Below are 16,131 nucleotides of genomic sequence, written 5' to 3' on the forward strand. Positions count from 1 at the left end.
CCACCGTTCACGACGACCGCGCATCCGCGAACAGGAGTACCTCACCGATGACCTTCGACACGATGTGGGAGTCGATCCTCGACGTCGGCCGGGAAGCCGCGACCGGCGGCTACCGCCGCTTCGCCTGGAACGACGCCGACATGACCTTGCGGGAATGGTTCACCGGATGCGCGGCCGAACGTGGCATGGATGTGGAGGAAGACCGCAACGGCAACCTGTGGGCGTGGTGGTTGCCCGAGGGCTGGCAGGGCGAGCCGCGGGACGCCTTCGTCACCGGATCGCACCTGGACTCGGTGCCCGACGGCGGCGCCTACGACGGACCGCTCGGCGTGGTCTCGGCTTTCGCCGCCGTCGACATCGTCCGCGCCCGCGGCATCGCCCCCACCCGTCCCGTCGCGGTCACCGCCTTCTCCGACGAGGAGGGCGCCCGCTTCGGCGTCGCCTGCGTCGGCTCCCAATTGAGCACCGGGGCGGTGACTCCCCAGCGCGCTCTCGGCCTACGCGACGCCGACGGCATCACCCTCGCCGAAGCGCTGACGCGAAACGCCCGCGATCCCCGCCACCTCGGTCCCGACCCCACCCTGACCGACCGCGTCGGCGTCTACGTCGAACTCCACGTCGAACAGGGCCGTACCCTCGATCTCGTGGACCGCCCGATGGCCGTCGCCTCCGCCATCTGGCCGCACGGCCGCTGGCTGTTCCGCTTCACCGGCGAGGCCAACCACGCGGGCGCCACCCGCCTCGTCGACCGCCACGACCCCATGCTCGCCTTCGCCTCCTCGGTCCACTCGGCCCGCCAGGCCGCCGAACTCCACGAAGCAGTCGCCACGTTCGGTAAGCTCCGCGTCCTGCCCAACGGCGCCAACGCCATCCCCTCGGAAATCCTCGCCTGGCTCGACGCCCGCGCCGCCGACGAACCGACCCTCGACGCCCTCGTCGCCCGTATCGCCGCCGAAGCCAGGGAGCACGCCGCCCGTGACGGCATCGGCCTGGACATCGAAGCCGAATCCATCACGCCTATCGTCGAATTCCCGCCCGGACCACGCGACCGCGTCACCCGGGCCCTCACCCGCCTCGGCGAGATCCCCATCCTGCCCACGCAGGCAGGCCACGACGCAGGCATCCTCTCCGCCGTGGTCCCGACGGCAATGCTGTTCGTCCGCAACCCGACCGGCGTCTCCCACTCCCCCGCCGAATTCGCCACCCCGGAGGACTGCCGATTCGGCGCCGGGGCGCTCGCCGACGTGATGGCCGAGTGGGTGAGCGCCCAGCGCCGCCTCAAGCAGTGATCGCTAGTCGACGGCGTCACGGGCGATCGTTCAGGTCATGCGGCGACGCGCAGCCCGGGCGACTCGCGTGCTTCGGCGACCGTCGGCGAAGCGGTCCTCCCGGTTGCGACGGTCGTGGTCACGGCGTCACGATCGGGAAGGCCGGATCGGCGGTGTCGAGGCAGGCGGTGAATGTCGCCAGCAGGGTCGGATCGCCGTCGATGTCGACGCCGTCGATTCCCGCTCCCGCGAGGATTCCCAGCAGCTTCGGCTTGTCGAGGGTGAGGGTGAGGTCCGCGCTCCCCCGCAGCGGCGCCTCCGGCGTCGCCGTCCGATGGGTCAGCGCGCCGTTGGACGAGGTCAAGCGGATGACCCGATTCTCGTCGGTCAGCTTCCAGTCCATGACGAAAGGGCTCTCCGCCGCGCGCGGGCCGTCGATCCGGACCGCGAGCGCATCGATGATCATGTCCACGGTCAGCGCGCTCAGCATCTCCGGGTCGGCGTTGTCGAGCATCGCCGGGGTGACATCGTGGCGCAGTTCCCGGGCACCGACGAGGTAGAAGTTGCGCCAGACGCCGTTCTCGGCGCCGTGCCCGAGCCGGCGATAGACCTCGGCCAACGCGGCGCGCGCCCCGTCGTGGCCGGGCTCGGCGAACACCGCGTGGTTGAGCAAAGTGGCGGCGAACCGCAGATCGTCCCGGTCGGCGTACTCGCGGCCTTTCGCGACGATCGCGTCCACCCCGCCGTAGTCGGCGACGTAGCGGCGGGCGATTTCGACGGGTGGGTGTTCCCAGAGGTGAGCGGGGTTGCCGTCGAACCAGCCGAGATAACGCTGGTAGATCGCTTTGACGTTGTGGCTGAGCGAGCCGTAGTAGCCGCGGTTGGCCCAGAGTGCGTCGAGTGCGGGCGGGAAGGTCAGTTCTTCGGAGATCTCCGCCCCGGTGAGGCCCTTGTTCGCCAGCCGCAGCGTCTGATCGTGCAGGTAGGCGTACATGTCGCGCTGGCCGGCCAGCCATGCCGTCCAGTTGTCGCTGCCCCAGGTCGGCCAGTGGTGTGAGGCGAAGGCGACGTCGGCGCGATCGGCGAACAGCCCGATCGCCTCGTCGAGATAGCCCGCCCAGACACGGGCGTCGCGCACCAGCGCGCCCCGCAGGGTCAGGACGTTGTGCATGTTGTGGGTGGCGTTCTCGGCCATGCAGAGCGCCCGCAGGTCCGGGAACAGGAAGTTCATCTCCGCCGGCGCCTCGGTGCCCGGCGTCGGCTGGAAGACCATCCGGACGCCGTCGATCTCCTCCTGCTGCCCGGTGTGGGTGATGTCGACGGTCGGCGGGATCAAGGTGACTCGGCCGAGGGAGTTCGTCATGCCCAGACCGCAGCCGATCTGCCCGTCGGGGGCTTTGGCCAGCCCGGCTCCGTACATGAACACCGCGCGCCGAGCCATCGCGGTGCCCGCGTAGACGTTCTCGCTGACAGCGTGCTCGAGAAAACCGGCCGGGGCCAGGATCGGGATCTCCGGGTGTCCGGCGGGCACCACGGCGCGCGAGCCGCCGAAATGATCGACATGGGAATGGGTGTAGATCATGCCCGTCACCGGGCGGTCGCCACGGTGTGTTCGATACAGGTCCAAGGCAGCGGCCGCCGTCTCCACCGACAGCAGCGGATCGATGACCACGACGCCCTCGCGTCCCTCGACCAGTGTCATGTTCGACAGATCGAGATTGCGCACCTGGTAGATGCCCTCGGTGACCTCGAACAGCCCCTGTCGGGAGCACAGGCGGCCCTGCCGCCACAGACTCGGGTTCGCGGTGTCGGGGCACTCCCCGTTCAGGAACTCGTAGGCGGCGAGGTCCCAGATCACGCGCCCGTCCGCCGCGGTGACGGTGGGGCGGTCGAATTCGGCGACGAGTCCGCGTGCCGCGTTGTCGACATCGGTCCTGTCGTCGAAGTCCGGTCCGGGTTTCATGGGGCACCTCATCCGTGGTCGCGTGCTGATTCGGCCGTAGCGGTCACCGGCAAGCTAATCTCGAGCAATCTTTCTGTGCTCACCCACGACGGGTGAACCCCGATGTCCCCTTTCCCGACAACCGCTACCGAATCGAGGAAGTCATGTGCACGCGAGCGATGTGGACCGACAGTGGGCACGGCGTTCTGGTGGGCCGGAACATGGACTGGCGCGAGGAGATGGACACCAATCTGTGGGTGCTGCCACGCGGCGTGGAGCGAATCGGTCACGACCGCGACGCCTCGCCGATGCGCTGGACCGCCCGCCACGGCAGCGTGGTGGCCACGGTATGGGACAACGCCACCTCCGACGGCATCAACGAACAGGGCTTGGCCGCGCATCTGTTGTGGCTGGCCGAAGCCGACTTCGGCGAGCGGGACACCACCAAGGCGTCCGTGGCGGTCTCGCTGTGGGCCCAGGTGTTCCTCGACCTGTGCTCGACGATCGCGGAATGCGTGGAGCTCGTGCAGCGGGAACCCTTCCAGGTCCTGCCGCTGATCGAGCCGCGCAGCGGGCGGCCGGCAACCGTACACCTGGCCTTGGAGGACGCCACCGGCGATTCGCTGATCATCGAGCACATCGACGGCGTCGCGCGCCTGCACCACGACCGCACCTACACGGTGATGACGAACTCCCCGCCCTATGAGCAGCAACTCGAACTGAAGAAGAACTTCGCCGGCTTCGGCGGCGCCACCCCGTTGCCCGGCACCACCGAGGCCGCCGACCGCTTCGTCCGCGCCTCCTACTATCTCGATCGTCTGCCGCCTGCCGAGACCGCGCCGCGCGCGTACGCCGCACTGCTCAGCGTCATGCGCAATGCCGCTCAGCCTTTCGGCGAACCCGACCCGGAGCGGCCCAACATCTCCGCGACCATCTGGCGCACGCTCAGCGACCTCACCCGGCGCCGCTACCTCTACGAATCCTCGTTCAGCCCCAACATCATCTGGGTGGACCTGGCCGATCTCGACTTCACCGCCCACTACGAACTCGAACTCGCCGACAGCGAACTCATCGGCGACGTCAGCCGCGCGTTCACCCCGGCCGAGCCGCCGCCGTTCGTGCTGTCCTGAACTCGACCGACGAGTCCGTACCCGCTACCGCGGAAAGACGAGCAGGCCGCACCGAGGCGACCTGCTGATGGCACGCGCGTTCTCCGAACGCGCGTATGACGCGTTCCCGAATCAGATGCAGATCGTCACGCTACCGAGGGGTACGCAGAGAATGACAGAACCGGCGACCGGGTCGGCCGATGGAGTGCTTGCGGCCGAGGCCATCGGCGCGGCGAACAAGCCGAGCGACAGTGCCACTGCCGTAGTGGCGAACAACTTCGTGAATCTGGACATCTTCGAACCCTTCACGGTGGACGGGAGCTGATGGATCACAATGACTGATATACCGCCCCCAGTGTTCGCCGCGGAGCGGGTCGGACACCAGACAAGGGAAGGTAAATTTCGCTGGTCCGCATCACAGTGATGTCACGACAGCGACGGGCGGCTGTCCGGGAAAGGCCCGCAGCGAGCCCTCTGTCGCTGTCGTACAGTGCCTGAACTGTCGCTGTCGCACAGTGCTCGAACTGTCGCTGTCGCACAGTGCCGAACCCCACCTCGCACGGGCGCGCCCGCCGTCCTAGAGTGGGCGCGTTCGTTCGAAGGGAGCTTGCGTGCCCGCCGAGTTCTTCGGTTCACCCCCGGCAAACGGTCCCCGCGCCGGGCTGGCCACGGTCCTCATTCTGTTCGTCGCGTTTCTCGCGCCGCACGCGGCGACCGCTCCCGCCGAGCCGGAACCGCAGGACACCGTCTGGTTGTGCCGCCCCGACCTGCCCGCCGACCCGTGCCGCGGTGATCTGACCACCACCGAACGTACCCACGATCAGCCCGATGTCGTGGTGCCCGCACCGTCGCCGAAGCGCCACGACGTGGACTGCTTCTACGTGTATCCCACTGTCTCGCAGGAATTGTCGTACTCGGCGAGCCGCGATGTCAGCGCACCCGTGCGGGCCGTCGCCGAGCAGCAGGCGCAGCGGTTCTCGCAGGTGTGCGACGTCTACGCCCCCGTTTATCGGCAGCGCACGCTGCTCGGATTGCAGAATCCCGGCTCCCCGGGCCGGGCCGCGGCGGCCGCCGCGATGGCGTTCCGCGATGTGGCCCGGGCCTGGGAACAGTATCTTGCCGAGGACAACCACGGTCGCGGTGTGGTTCTCATCGGTCATTCCCAGGGCACCAGGATGCTGCGGCAACTGCTGCGCGAACGCATCGAGCCGGACCCGGCGGTCGGTGCCCGGCTCGTCTCGGCGGTCCTCGTCGGCGGCAATGTGGTGGTTCCGCGCGGCGCCGACATCGGCGGCGACTTCCAGACCGTGCCGCTGTGCCGCCGAGCCGACCAGACCCATTGCGTCGTCGCCTGGTCCGCGTTCGGCCGGACACCGCCTCCCGACGCGCGTTACGGCGTCACGCCCACCACCGCGGAAGCGGACCCGGCCCCCTTCGGCCCCGGCTACGAGATCGCCTGCGTCAATCCGGCCTCCCCGCAGCACAATGCCGAAGTTCGCCTGCACACCCTGATGCGCAGCACTCTGTTCCCCGGCGTCCTCGGTCTCGGCGACATCGTCAGCCACCGCGGTCTGCCTCCGACTGCCGACACTCCCTGGCTGCGGCCCGCCCAGCGCTACCGCGCCCGATGCACCCGCACCGGCAATGCCCATGTCCTGCTGGTCCGCCCGGAGCCGGGGACTCCGGAACTCGGCCCGTTCCCCACCCCGGGCTGGGGCCTGCACTCCGCCGACGTCACCCTGGCTCTCGGCGACACCGTCGAGATGGTGGGCACTCAGATCGCCGCCTACCGGCAACGTCTCGGGCAGCAGATCGGCCGGGGCCGGTGACCGGAGCCGCATTGCTCCGGTCAGTTCCGGCCCCGGTTCCGGAACCTCTTGCTCCTGCGGAATGATCCCGGGTCAGGGTCGACTGGGCCGTCGACCCCGGGAATGCATTCTCAGCGCGTCGATCCCGGAGCCGAGGAATCCGGCGCCCTCGAAAGCCGCTGCACGGGACGACGAATACGGCACCGAACGGGCGAGTCCGAAAAGAATGTTCACGTAAAATGTTCCAAAACGATTTTCCCGGGTATTCGCTCCCGCTGTGAGGCTTTGACCATTACCGCCCGAATGGACGGCCCGGTCCGCGTGATCGTCGTGCCGGCATCGCGGGCGGAGGCTTGTCGGCGATCGAACGGAGGCTGGGATGTTCGCTCTCGGATGGTTGGACCCGTCGTCACCGACGGCCGAGTGGGATTCGGCTCAGGTACGTCGTCTCGCTCGGCAACTGGGATATTCGCTGCGCTGGGCGGATGCGGGCTCGATGACGAGCCTGCTGGATCAGGCGCTGTCGTCCGGCGCCGACGCGGTGTTGCTGCCTTCGACGGGCCATCTCGACGCATCGACGCTGGAACGGGTGATGGCGGTCGTGGACATCGAGTGCGCCGCGCCGCGGGTCTCGCTCAACAGATGGTCGGCGATCGGCGGCAGCATGCGCTGACCCGACGCGAGACCCGGTGGACGCGGCGGCGGGCTAGCCGGAGAAGCTCGGCAGGATCGAGCTCAGCCCGCCCCCGCCGCACGAGCCGTCCTCGCGCACCTCGACCACCAACGGCGTGACGAACACCGCAGCGCTCAGGTAGCCCAGGGAGGCGGTGATGTTGTGCGTTCCGGCGGTCTCCGGCGTCCATCGAGTCTCCAAGTCGCCGGTGAGGACCGAGGAACCCGAGGACGCGCCGATCTTCCGGCCGTTGTCGAAGAAGGTCGCCGACGCGGGCGACGGCGGGTCCACGATGGACAGCTCGTAGGTACAGCCCACCGCGTGATCGGCGCCCGAGAGCGCCATCTCGTAGACGCCGTCGAGTGCCGTCGCCTGCGGCGCGGCCATCATCAGCGCGGCTGCCGCCACGCCCGTCATCGATACGTATTTCCCCACAAAGCTTTTCACAGGAGACTCGATCCTCTCCAAGCCCGCGGCCCCGACGGAGCCGAGTCACTTCGACCAGCCTAGATGTGAAACGACGATTCCTCAGACAGAGGAATCAGGGGCTGGACAACGGCTCGGCGGCACCCACCGCGGCCTCGATCACGACCTGCCCGGCGCGCAGCTCCCGCGAACAGTGCCCGCACGCCAGCCACGGATGGAAATCGTTGCCGCACACCGTATGCGTGAAGACGATCGCCGGCCCCTCGGGCGCGTGGAACCATCGCTGCCCCCAGTCGATCATCAGGGCGATGACCGGAAAGAACGCCGCGCCTTTCGCGGTGAGGCCGTAGGTGACCCAATCCGGCCGGAGCGGGTTGGGCGCGGTCTCCACGACGCCGAGATCCTCGAAGCGCCGCAGCCGATCGGCGACCATCGCCGGCGGCGCACTCGTCCGTTCCGACAGCTCGCCGAAACGGTTCGCGCCCAGGAACAGCGCGCCGAGCATGGCGGCGGACCAGCGGTTGCCCAGCAGTTCCATGGTGTGCGGCAGCACCTGCGAGGGGCGCGCGGCGGAGCGGCGGCGCCCGATCGAGGCGGGAACGCTGCGCGACCAGTCACCGCTCGGGCCGAGCGCGGCCGACACCTCGCGCCCGGCGGCCGCCGCACCGCAGGCGCGGCAGGCGAGCCGAGGCGCGAACCGCTCGCCGCAGGTCCGGTGCCGCATGATCGGTAGCGGAGTATCCGACTCCGGCGCCCACTCCTGCTCCCATGCCCACATGGCCAGCAGGATCGGCCACACGCCGCGGCCGCGCGCGGTCAGCACGTATTCGTGACGCACCGGGCGCCGCGAGTACTCGACCCGCTCGAACAGGCCGAGCTCGGTGAGCTGCGCCAACCGCGCGGCGAGGACCGAGTTCGAGATGGCGCCGCGCGCGAACCAGTCGCCGTAGCGGCGGCAGCCCTCGACGGCGAAACGCAGGATCCACAGGTTCCACTCGTCGCCGAGCGCGCCCAGGGTCACGGCGATCGCGTTGTCGCCGCCTTCCCGCAACTCGGTGGGCGCGTGGTCTACTGCCATATCGGCACTCTATCGGCGGGGGGCGGCGGCTCCGACCTCAGCCGACGACGAAGCTGACGGTCGTCGTCGTACTTCCGCCGATATTGAGCATGGCCGCCCGGCGAGCACCCGCGACCTGGTAGTCGCCCGCGCCGCCGGTGATCTGCCGGTGGCAGTCGAGCAGCATCCGGACGCCCGTCGCACCGACCGGGTGGCCGCCGCCGAGCAGGCCGCCGCTCGGGTTCATCGGCAGCCTGCCGCCGATCTCGAGATCACCGGCTTCGATCGCGCGCCAGCTCCGGCCCGGCTCGGTCAACCCGAAATGGTCGATCGCCATGTACTCGCTGGCGGTGAAACAGTCGTGGGTCTCGATCAGGTCGAGATCGTCGACGCCGGCCAGGCCCGCCCGGCCGAACGCGTCCTGGATCGTGGCCGCGACGTGCGGGAACATCAAGGGCTGGTCGGCGCTGCGCCGCAGCTTCTCCTCGAGCGGGAGCCCGACCGTCCGATGCCCCCAGCCGAGGATGCGCGACAGCGGCCGCGACCGCAGTCGCGGATGCGCGGCGAGGTAGCGCTCGGAGACCAGCACCACGCCCGCGCCCCCGTCGGTGAGCGGTCCGCAGTCGGCTTTGCGCAGGAAACCCTCGACCACTGGGTTCGCCACGGGGTCGTCGGTGAACGAATCCGGCCCGAACTGCCGGACCCGGGTCTGAGCGTTCGGATTGCTCCTGGCGTTGCGGGTGTTGAGCTCGGCGATGCGCCACAAGTGGGCGGGGTCGAGGCCGTAGCGCTTGTCGTACTCCTGGGCCACCCGGCTGAACATGAAGGGCCACATATATTTCGCGTCCTGGCCTTCGCGACCGATCCACGCCGCTCCGGCCATGTTCTGCGCACCGAGGTCGCCGGGCACGTTCTTCTCCAACTCGACGCCGAGCACGAGCGCGACGTCGTAGCGGCCGGATTCGAGGTCGGCCATGGCCGCCAGAACCGCCAGCGAACCCGAGGCGCACGCTCCCTCGTGCCTGGTGGCGGGCACCTCCCACAGCTCGGGCACGACCGAAGCGGGCATGGCGCCCAGGTGCCCCTGCCCGGTGTAGACCTGACCGAAGGCATTGCCGAGGTGGATCACGTCGATATCGGCCGCCTCGAAACCGGCCGATTCGAGCGTTCCGCCGACGATCTCCGCGGTGAGATCGCTGAGGTCGAGCCCTTCCTTGGTCAGGTTCCGCGCGAAGTCGGACTGATGTCCGCCGGCGATCCACACGGGTTCGGGAGCCATCACTGCACCGCTTTCCTGCTGGTAGAGCCCGGATTCGCTCTACTTCAACTAAGAGAGCGTAAACCTGTCCGACGTTTCTGCCCAGCCCCCGACGGATTCCGGCGGCGGCCTTGACAAGGGCGGGCACCGCTAGTCACTCTCTTAGTTGTAGAACCAATGGCGAAAGGCGGCACGCCCCGTGCCGTGCGAGTCGTCGCATGTGAGAGGCGAGAACAGGTCATGGACGTTGACGTGGTGGGACGATTGCTGTCGACCCTTCCTGAGGACGACAACCATCCGTATCGGACAGGTCCGTGGCGTCCGCAGACCACCGAGTGGAAGGCCGACGATCTGCGGGTCGTCGAGGGCGCCGTCCCCCACGACCTGGACGGCGTCTACCTGCGCAATACCGAGAATCCGCTGCACCCGGCAATCAAGAACTACCACCCGTTCGACGGTGACGGCATGATCCACCTCGTCGGCTTCCGCGACGGAAAAGCGTTCTACCGCAACCGGTTCGTCCGCACCGACGGTCTGCTCGCCGAGAACGAGGCGGGTCGCCCGCTGTGGGCGGGCATGGCCGAGATGCCGGACTGGGCCGTGCGCGAGGACGGCTGGGGTGCGCGCAGGCGTATGAAGGACGCCTCGAGCACCGATGTCACCGTGCACCGGGGCCGCGCGCTGACCAGCTTCTGGCAGTGCGGTGACCTCTACCGCCTCGACCCCTACTCCGCCGAGACGCTCGGCAAGGAGGACTGGAACGGCGGATTCCCATTCCACTGGGGCGTTTCCGCCCACCCCAAGGTCGACGAGGCGACCGGCGAACTGCTGTTCTTCAACTACAGCAAACAAGCGCCCTACATGAAGTACGGCGTCGTCGACGACAACAACGACCTCGTGCACTACGTCGACATCCCGCTGCCGGGCCCGCGCCTGCCGCACGACATGGCCTTCACCGAGAACTACGCGATCCTCAACGATCTGCCGCTGTTCTGGGACGCGGCCCTGCTCGAGCACGGCGTGCACCTGCCCCGCTACCACCGCGATCTGCCCTCGCGCTTCGCGATCATCCCGCGCCGCGGCCAGACCTCCGACATCAAGTGGTTCGAAGCCGACACCACCTATGTCCTGCACTTCACCAACGCCTACGAGGACGGCGACGAGATCGTCATGGACGGCTTCTACCAGGGCGATCCCGAGCCGTCGGCCGACGGTATCTCCGACAAGTGGGAGCGTGCCTTCCGTTTCCTCGCCCTGGACCACCTGCAGACCAGGCTGCACCGCTGGCGCTTCGACCTGGTCACCGGTCAGGTGAAGGAGGAGCAGCTCAGCGAGCGGATCACCGAGTTCGGCATGATCAACGGCGCGCACGGCGGCCGCGAACACCGCTACGTCTACGCCGCCACCGGCAAGCCGGGACGGTTCTTGTTCGACGGGCTCGTCAAGCACGATGTGCAGACCGGCGCGGAGGAGCACTTCGCCTTCGGCGACGGCGTCTTCGGCAGCGAGACCTCGATGGCCCCGCGCGTGGGCAGCACGTCGGAGGACGACGGCTACCTGGTCACGCTGACCACCGACATGAACGACGACGCCTCGTACTGCCTGGTCTTCGACGCCGCGCGGGTGAGCGACGGCCCGGTCTGCAAACTCCAGTTGCCGGAACGCATCTCGAGCGGCACGCATTCGACATGGGCGGCGGGCGAGGAACTGCGTCGCTGGCGCACGACCGACACCGCGGCCGAGGCCATCGGCCTGTAGATCCGCGGCTTGCAGATCTCCGGCCTGGGCTCCCCGGGCCGAACTCCCGCCCTCACCTCCTGCGATCGGAAATCCATGTCTCAGTTCGCTTCCGACGTCTACGTCTACGACGCCGTGAGAACACCGAAGGGCCGCGTCAGACGCGACGGCGGAACGCTGGCGGACGTGCCCGCCTACGAACTGCTCGCCACCCTGCTGCGGTCGCTCGGCGAGCGGGGCCTGGACACCGATCTCGTCGAGGACGTGGTCATCGGCACCAGTACCGCGGCGGGCGAGCAGGGCGGTGACGTCGCCCGCGCCGCGGCACTGTGGGCGGGCTGGCCCGATGCCGTTCCCGGCGGGGTGGTCTCGCGGCTGTGCTGCTCCGGTCTCGACGCCATCGGGACGGCGACGGCCAAGGTCGCCTCCGGGATGAACGAACTCGTCGTCGCGGGCGGCGTGGAATCGATGTCGCGGGTGCCGATGCTGTTCGACAAGCCCGCCTTCGCCTTCGAAGGTGAGCTCCAGGACCGCACCGGCTACGTGACGATCGGCGTCGCGGCGGACCTCACCGCCGCGGACGCGGGCTTCACCCGTGCCGATCTCGACACCTACGCCGTGCGCTCGCACCAGCGTTCGGCCGCCGCACCGCCCTCGGCGTCGATCATTCCCCTGATGTCCGGCGAGTCGGTGATCCTCGCCCACGACGAAGGAGCCCGAAGCAATGCCGCAGTCGAAGGATTCGCGTCGCTGCCGACCCTTTTCGCCGAAGACCCTTCCTGGGAACGGGTCGCCCGGCAACTGCCCGACTCCCGGCGCCCGGCCGGCGGCCTGCACACGTTCGGCACCGCTCCCCAGCTCGCCGACGGAGCCTCCGCCCTCGTCCTGGGATCAGGACGAGCAGGATCCGCGCTCGGCGCCGCTCCCCTCGCCCGCATCGTGGGCGTGGCTCAGACGGCCGTACGCTCACCCCGCCTCACCGCATCCGTGCAGGCCGCACAGGACGCCCTCGCCCGAGCCGGAATCACCGCCGAGCGGCTCGATGTCGTCGAGGCCAACGAGTCGTTTGCGGTGTCACCGCTGCTGCTGACCCGCGAACTCGGCCTGGACCCGGGCCGGGTGAACCCGAACGGCGGCGCCGTCGCCACCGGTCACCCCCTCGGCGCCACCGGGGGCATACTGCTGGTGAACGCCCTGGACGAACTCGAGCGCATCGACGGCGAATTCGCCCTGCTCGCCATCCCCGGCGGTCTCGGCCTCGGCGCGGCGGTCGTCGTCCAGCGCGTTCGCCGCTGACATCCGCGTGCCACGGGGCAGCGCGCGGGTCGGCGACCTGTCCACGGAAGACCGCTGATTCCCGGCGATCTCACCCGTTTCGGGTGAGGCGCCGACGCGCGCGGTGTGGCTGGATGAGCACGGCCGGTGTGTGTCCGACACCGGTCGGGGTTTCGCGCTCACCTCACGGATACGCGCAACGGCGCGCCGAGCGCATCCGAAGCTTTTCCGTTCGATCCCGACTCGTCTGGAGCGTAATGACTCGTACGCAAGCGTCGTTCCTGGCCGCGTTCACAGTATTGGCGCTGGCCACCACCGGAGTGTCTGGCACCGTCGTCGCCTCGGCCGACGCCTTCCCGGGGGAGGTGAACGCAGGCGGCCTGCGGGTTGTCGCGGCGGTGGACTCCAGCAACTGGCTGCTCGCCGGTGATACGGCACTCGGGGTTCCGTTCTCCCACGCGGCCAAGGTGTCCGGGAACTACTCGGTGAATCTCGAGGGCGCCGGAGTACGCGGCGGCGAGATCGTCGCCGGCTATCTGGTCGGGTGCGCGGTCGACGTCTCCGAGGGTATCGGCATCGCCATCGCGCCGGAAATCGGTATCGGAGCGGAAACCTCGCCTTCGATCGGCGCCGACACCGTCATCGAGTTCGGACTCGCGGTCGACGCGCCGCCGGAGGTCGCGGTGGCGTTCGGCGGAGGCATCGACCTCGAGCAGACCTTCGGTATCGAGGGCGCGCTCGCCGGTGAACTGGCGGTCGGTCTCGCGCCGGGCACCGTGGTGGCCATGCCGATCGGCGCGGCGGAACTGGACGAGGAATCGACCTTCCCGTACACCTTCGCGCACAGCAGCATGCCGCTGCACGTCAACGGCTGCCTCTTTCCCGCTTCGGCGATGCCGTTCATAACCGTGCGCGCCGACACGACCGGTAGCACCGTCCAGACGACCGGCTACGGCGAGGCTTTCACCTTCTGACATCCGCGGACGCCGAGGCAGGGCTCAGCCTGCCTCGGCGATCATCGGCGCCCGGCGCCGTTCGACCGGAGGGGCGACCGGGGTGGCCGATGCGCCGAGCCGGCTTGCCCGGCCTTCGCGGGCAGAGCCGCGGTCAGCGCGCCCGGTCGACGGCATCGGCTCCGATCAGCGTCGCCAACCGCTCGGGATGGGTCAGTTGCGGATGGTGCCCCGCGCCGTCGATGGTGGTGATCCGCGCGCGGGAGCCGAACCCGGTGAGCAGGTCCACCGCCCACGGGGCGAGCGGATCCTCGGTGCCGACGACGATGTGGACCGGTCCGGCAAAGGCGGTGAGCTGGCGGACAAGCTCTGCGCGCCAACGCTTCTCGGCTGCGCGGCGTAACAGCGCGGCGACCCGCCGGGAGACCCCGGCGCGGCGTAGATCCGCGACACTGCCTGCGAGTTCACGGGCGTGGTCGGGCGTGCCGGTGAGCCTCCGGGAGAGAGCTTCGGGGCGCATACGCCGCAAGAAGGCGCTCGTCAGCAGGCCGGCCCGGGTGCTCGGGCCGCCGGGTGGCTGGAGGAAGAACGGGGCGACGAGGGTCAGCCGCTCGATCCGGTCCGGATGCCGGTTCGCCGCCTCCACCACGGCTGCCGCGCCGATCGAGTGACCGATCAGGTGTCGCCTGCCGGGGAGCAGGGCATCGAGCCAATCCGGCCAGTCACCGGGCGCGCCGCTGCTCATGCCCAGTCCGGGCAGGTCGGCCACCGAGGTGTCGGCGGTCGCGGCGGCTACGGTCGCCCAGGTGTCGGCATTCACCGGAAGTCCGGGCAGCACAAGGTTGCCCGCGTTCTCGGGGCCGAGGGTGAAGGTGCGCACCCCGGCGTGCTCGGCGAACCGGCGATTCAGGTCTGTCTCCTCGGCGGCGCCGAAACGGTGTGCCGCCAGATGATCGGCCCACCGCTGGATCGCGGGCACGGTGGCAGGTATGGCCAGGCCGTGCCGCGCCGCGAACTCGTCGGCCGGGCCGGTCGGATATCGGTCGGAGGACATGAAGCCGATCGTCTCCGGATCGGCCTTGGTCAGCGCCGTCGGCAAGCGCTTCACGGCGGCGACCGGGATGCGGACCCGCGGCACCCGCACTCGATAGTGCTCGCCGACCACACGCAGCAACTCCGGCAGGGCGGGGGTCTCGTCGTCGAGTACCCAGTAGGAGTGACCCGCCGTGGCGGGATCGGTGGGCAGCAGTGTCATGAATCGAGCGAGATAGTCGACCGGGATCACAGGAACGAACGTGTCCGTGTCACCGGGCCGGGCGGCCATCTCGCCGTGCCACAACTGGCGGAAACTGTCTGCCAGGCCCAGATATTGATCGGACTCGCCCGTCGCGGCGATCCCGCTCACCGTGGACGGATTCACGATGCTCCACGGCACACCGAGCCGGTTCGCCTCCACCTGCACCACGGCGTCGGCCTCGACCTTGGACGCCTCGTAGGCCCCGAGTTCCCGATAGATCCGGCGCGTGTGTTCCGGGGTCCATCGCGTCTCCGCATTCGCCGCACCGACGCGATAGCCCGACACGTGCACCAACCGCTCCAGCCCCGGCAGCCCGGCCGCCAGCTCCACGATCGCACGAGCACTGTCCACATTGGCTTGTCGTGCCTCGTCCTCGGACATCCCGAACCGATAGGCCCCGGCGCAGTTGTAGATCTCCGAGATACCGGCCGATCGCACGGCCGCGGCGATCCCGAGCCCGGGAGCGTCGAAATCCACCGGTACCGATGCCGGAAGCTCCGCACAGTCGTGCCGCACGAGCCACTCGGACAGCGCCCGCGCGGAGACCTCCGACCGGCACGCGACGATCACCGAAACGCCCTCGGCCACAAGAGCGGAGGTCAGGTGGCGCCCCAGGAAGCCGGTGGCGCCGAATACCAGCGCTCGCCTGCTCACGACTGCTCCCCCGCGCTCGCGACGGCCTCGTCGAGCAATGTCGCGAGCACTCGCGCGGCGCTGCGCATCGGCTGCACATCCCGCATGGCGCGACTGACCACCATCGCCCCTTCGACGGCGCTCACCACCGTCTCGGCCAGCTCCCGCGCCCGCCGCGCCTCGAGCCCCGCACTCACGAGATAGTCGGCGACCGGCGCGATCCACGATTCGTAGGCCAGCGCGCACGCTGTGCGGAGCCGATCGCTGTGCGCGCCCATTTCCAGGGTCACCACAGACACCGGGCAACCCAGCTCGTAGTCGCCGTCCACCAAGAGGCCGGACAGCACGTCCAGCACTCGGGAGATCACCCGGCCGGGACTCGGCTCGCTCGCCGAGGTCTCCGTGATCAGTGCCCGGAACTCCTCGGACGCCCGGCCGATCGCCCGCTCGGCCAACTGCTCCTTCCCCTCCGGAAAGTGGAAGTACATCGACCCTTTGGGTACCCCGGACTGTTCGAGCACAGTATTGATCCCGGTCCCGGCGTATCCCCGCGACTGGATCAACCCGAGCATCACCTCGACCATCCGGGCACTCGTCGCCTCGCCTTTTCGCACCGCTGTCATGACCCAAATAGTAGACCGGTCTATTTCTGCCGTCCAGCGTGAGTTCGGGCCCGATCCGGTCGCTCGGCGCGG

At 69.2% G+C, this 16,131-nt stretch carries 14 protein-coding genes; 8 read left to right on the forward strand and 6 right to left on the reverse strand.

What is annotated here, in order from left to right; all coding sequences use genetic code 11:
• Positions 1-47 precede the first annotated feature (47 nt).
• On the forward strand, positions 48-1,289 hold the full coding sequence (locus NS3_RS07520) for an allantoate amidohydrolase (RefSeq protein WP_067855789.1): 1,242 nt from the start codon (positions 48-50) through the stop codon (positions 1,287-1,289).
• 118 nt (positions 1,290-1,407) lie between these two features.
• Here NS3_RS07520 and NS3_RS07525 read toward each other — a convergent pair whose 3' ends face one another.
• On the reverse strand, positions 1,408-3,231 hold the full coding sequence (locus tag NS3_RS07525) for an alkyl/aryl-sulfatase (RefSeq protein ID WP_067855792.1): 1,824 nt from the start codon (positions 3,229-3,231) through the stop codon (positions 1,408-1,410).
• Between the two features lie 158 nt (positions 3,232-3,389).
• Between NS3_RS07525 and NS3_RS07530 the strand changes: the two genes are divergently transcribed.
• From NS3_RS07530 to NS3_RS07545, 4 genes are all read left to right on the forward strand, one after another.
• Positions 3,390-4,340: a linear amide C-N hydrolase gene (locus NS3_RS07530; protein WP_067856204.1), complete on the forward strand. Its 951-nt coding sequence runs from the start codon at positions 3,390-3,392 to the stop codon at positions 4,338-4,340.
• Positions 4,341-4,407: 67 nt separating this feature from the next.
• Complete coding sequence (locus NS3_RS07535) at positions 4,408-4,644, forward strand: hypothetical protein (RefSeq protein ID WP_067855795.1); 237 nt, start codon at positions 4,408-4,410, stop codon at positions 4,642-4,644.
• A 286-nt stretch (positions 4,645-4,930) separates the two neighbouring features.
• Complete coding sequence (locus NS3_RS07540) at positions 4,931-6,148, forward strand: DUF3089 domain-containing protein (protein WP_067855798.1); 1,218 nt, start codon at positions 4,931-4,933, stop codon at positions 6,146-6,148.
• Between the two features lie 358 nt (positions 6,149-6,506).
• Positions 6,507-6,800, forward strand: coding sequence for a hypothetical protein (locus NS3_RS07545; protein WP_067855801.1), 294 nt, complete (start codon positions 6,507-6,509; stop codon positions 6,798-6,800).
• A gap of 33 nt (positions 6,801-6,833) precedes the next feature.
• Here the strand turns inward: NS3_RS07545 and NS3_RS07550 are convergent, their stop codons facing one another.
• The 3 genes from NS3_RS07550 to NS3_RS07560 all read right to left on the reverse strand — a co-directional run bounded on the left by NS3_RS07550 (position 6,834) and on the right by NS3_RS07560 (position 9,562).
• Complete coding sequence (locus tag NS3_RS07550; RefSeq protein ID WP_157101229.1) at positions 6,834-7,217, reverse strand: hypothetical protein; 384 nt, start codon at positions 7,215-7,217, stop codon at positions 6,834-6,836.
• A gap of 124 nt (positions 7,218-7,341) precedes the next feature.
• Complete coding sequence (locus NS3_RS07555) at positions 7,342-8,304, reverse strand: winged helix-turn-helix transcriptional regulator (RefSeq protein ID WP_067855806.1); 963 nt, start codon at positions 8,302-8,304, stop codon at positions 7,342-7,344.
• A 37-nt stretch (positions 8,305-8,341) separates the two neighbouring features.
• Entirely contained in the window at positions 8,342-9,562 is a 1,221-nt protein-coding gene (locus NS3_RS07560; protein WP_067855809.1) for an acetyl-CoA acetyltransferase, read from the reverse strand.
• Between the two features lie 219 nt (positions 9,563-9,781).
• On the opposite strand from NS3_RS07560, the gene NS3_RS07565 reads away from it, so the two are divergent.
• The 3 genes from NS3_RS07565 (at position 9,782) to NS3_RS07575 (ending at position 13,527) form a co-directional block, all read left to right on the forward strand.
• The gene (locus tag NS3_RS07565; RefSeq protein WP_067855812.1) at positions 9,782-11,299 is read left to right on the forward strand and encodes a carotenoid oxygenase family protein; all 1,518 of its coding nucleotides are present in this window, start codon (positions 9,782-9,784) and stop codon (positions 11,297-11,299) included.
• Between the two features lie 75 nt (positions 11,300-11,374).
• Positions 11,375-12,574 (forward strand): thiolase family protein, encoded by a 1,200-nt coding sequence (locus NS3_RS07570; RefSeq protein WP_067856207.1) that lies wholly within the window; start codon positions 11,375-11,377, stop codon positions 12,572-12,574.
• A gap of 236 nt (positions 12,575-12,810) precedes the next feature.
• Positions 12,811-13,527, forward strand: a complete 717-nt coding sequence (locus tag NS3_RS07575) for an MspA family porin (protein WP_067855815.1) — start codon at positions 12,811-12,813, stop codon at positions 13,525-13,527.
• Positions 13,528-13,660: 133 nt separating this feature from the next.
• Here NS3_RS07575 and NS3_RS07580 read toward each other — a convergent pair whose 3' ends face one another.
• Together NS3_RS07580 and NS3_RS07585 are read right to left on the reverse strand one after the other, a co-directional pair.
• Positions 13,661-15,457, reverse strand: coding sequence for an alpha/beta fold hydrolase (locus NS3_RS07580; protein ID WP_067855818.1), 1,797 nt, complete (start codon positions 15,455-15,457; stop codon positions 13,661-13,663).
• Positions 15,454-16,059: a TetR/AcrR family transcriptional regulator gene (locus NS3_RS07585; protein WP_245649503.1), complete on the reverse strand. Its 606-nt coding sequence runs from the start codon at positions 16,057-16,059 to the stop codon at positions 15,454-15,456. The genes NS3_RS07580 and NS3_RS07585 overlap by 4 nt, the downstream gene beginning before the upstream one ends.
• Positions 16,060-16,131: the final 72 nt, after the last annotated feature.

The organism is Nocardia shimofusensis NBRC 100134, from assembly GCF_001613125.1.
Lineage (GTDB): Bacteria > Actinomycetota > Actinomycetes > Mycobacteriales > Mycobacteriaceae > Nocardia > Nocardia shimofusensis.

Excerpts from the sequence above, each read along its gene's own strand:
- NS3_RS07520 (WP_067855789.1), top strand. The coding sequence starts at position 48 with ATGACCTTCGACACGATGTGGGAGTCGATCCTCGACGTCGGCCGGGAA.
- NS3_RS07525 (WP_067855792.1), bottom strand. The coding sequence starts at position 3,231 with ATGAAACCCGGACCGGACTTCGACGACAGGACCGATGTCGACAACGCG.
- NS3_RS07530 (WP_067856204.1), top strand. The coding sequence starts at position 3,390 with ATGTGGACCGACAGTGGGCACGGCGTTCTGGTGGGCCGGAACATGGAC.
- NS3_RS07535 (WP_067855795.1), top strand. The coding sequence starts at position 4,408 with ATGGCACGCGCGTTCTCCGAACGCGCGTATGACGCGTTCCCGAATCAG.
- NS3_RS07545 (WP_067855801.1), top strand. The coding sequence starts at position 6,507 with ATGTTCGCTCTCGGATGGTTGGACCCGTCGTCACCGACGGCCGAGTGG.
- NS3_RS07550 (WP_157101229.1), bottom strand. The coding sequence starts at position 7,217 with ATGACGGGCGTGGCGGCAGCCGCGCTGATGATGGCCGCGCCGCAGGCG.
- NS3_RS07555 (WP_067855806.1), bottom strand. The coding sequence starts at position 8,304 with ATGGCAGTAGACCACGCGCCCACCGAGTTGCGGGAAGGCGGCGACAAC.
- NS3_RS07560 (WP_067855809.1), bottom strand. The coding sequence starts at position 9,562 with ATGGCTCCCGAACCCGTGTGGATCGCCGGCGGACATCAGTCCGACTTC.
- NS3_RS07565 (WP_067855812.1), top strand. The coding sequence starts at position 9,782 with ATGGACGTTGACGTGGTGGGACGATTGCTGTCGACCCTTCCTGAGGAC.
- NS3_RS07570 (WP_067856207.1), top strand. The coding sequence starts at position 11,375 with ATGTCTCAGTTCGCTTCCGACGTCTACGTCTACGACGCCGTGAGAACA.
- NS3_RS07575 (WP_067855815.1), top strand. The coding sequence starts at position 12,811 with ATGACTCGTACGCAAGCGTCGTTCCTGGCCGCGTTCACAGTATTGGCG.
- NS3_RS07585 (WP_245649503.1), bottom strand. The coding sequence starts at position 16,059 with ATGACAGCGGTGCGAAAAGGCGAGGCGACGAGTGCCCGGATGGTCGAG.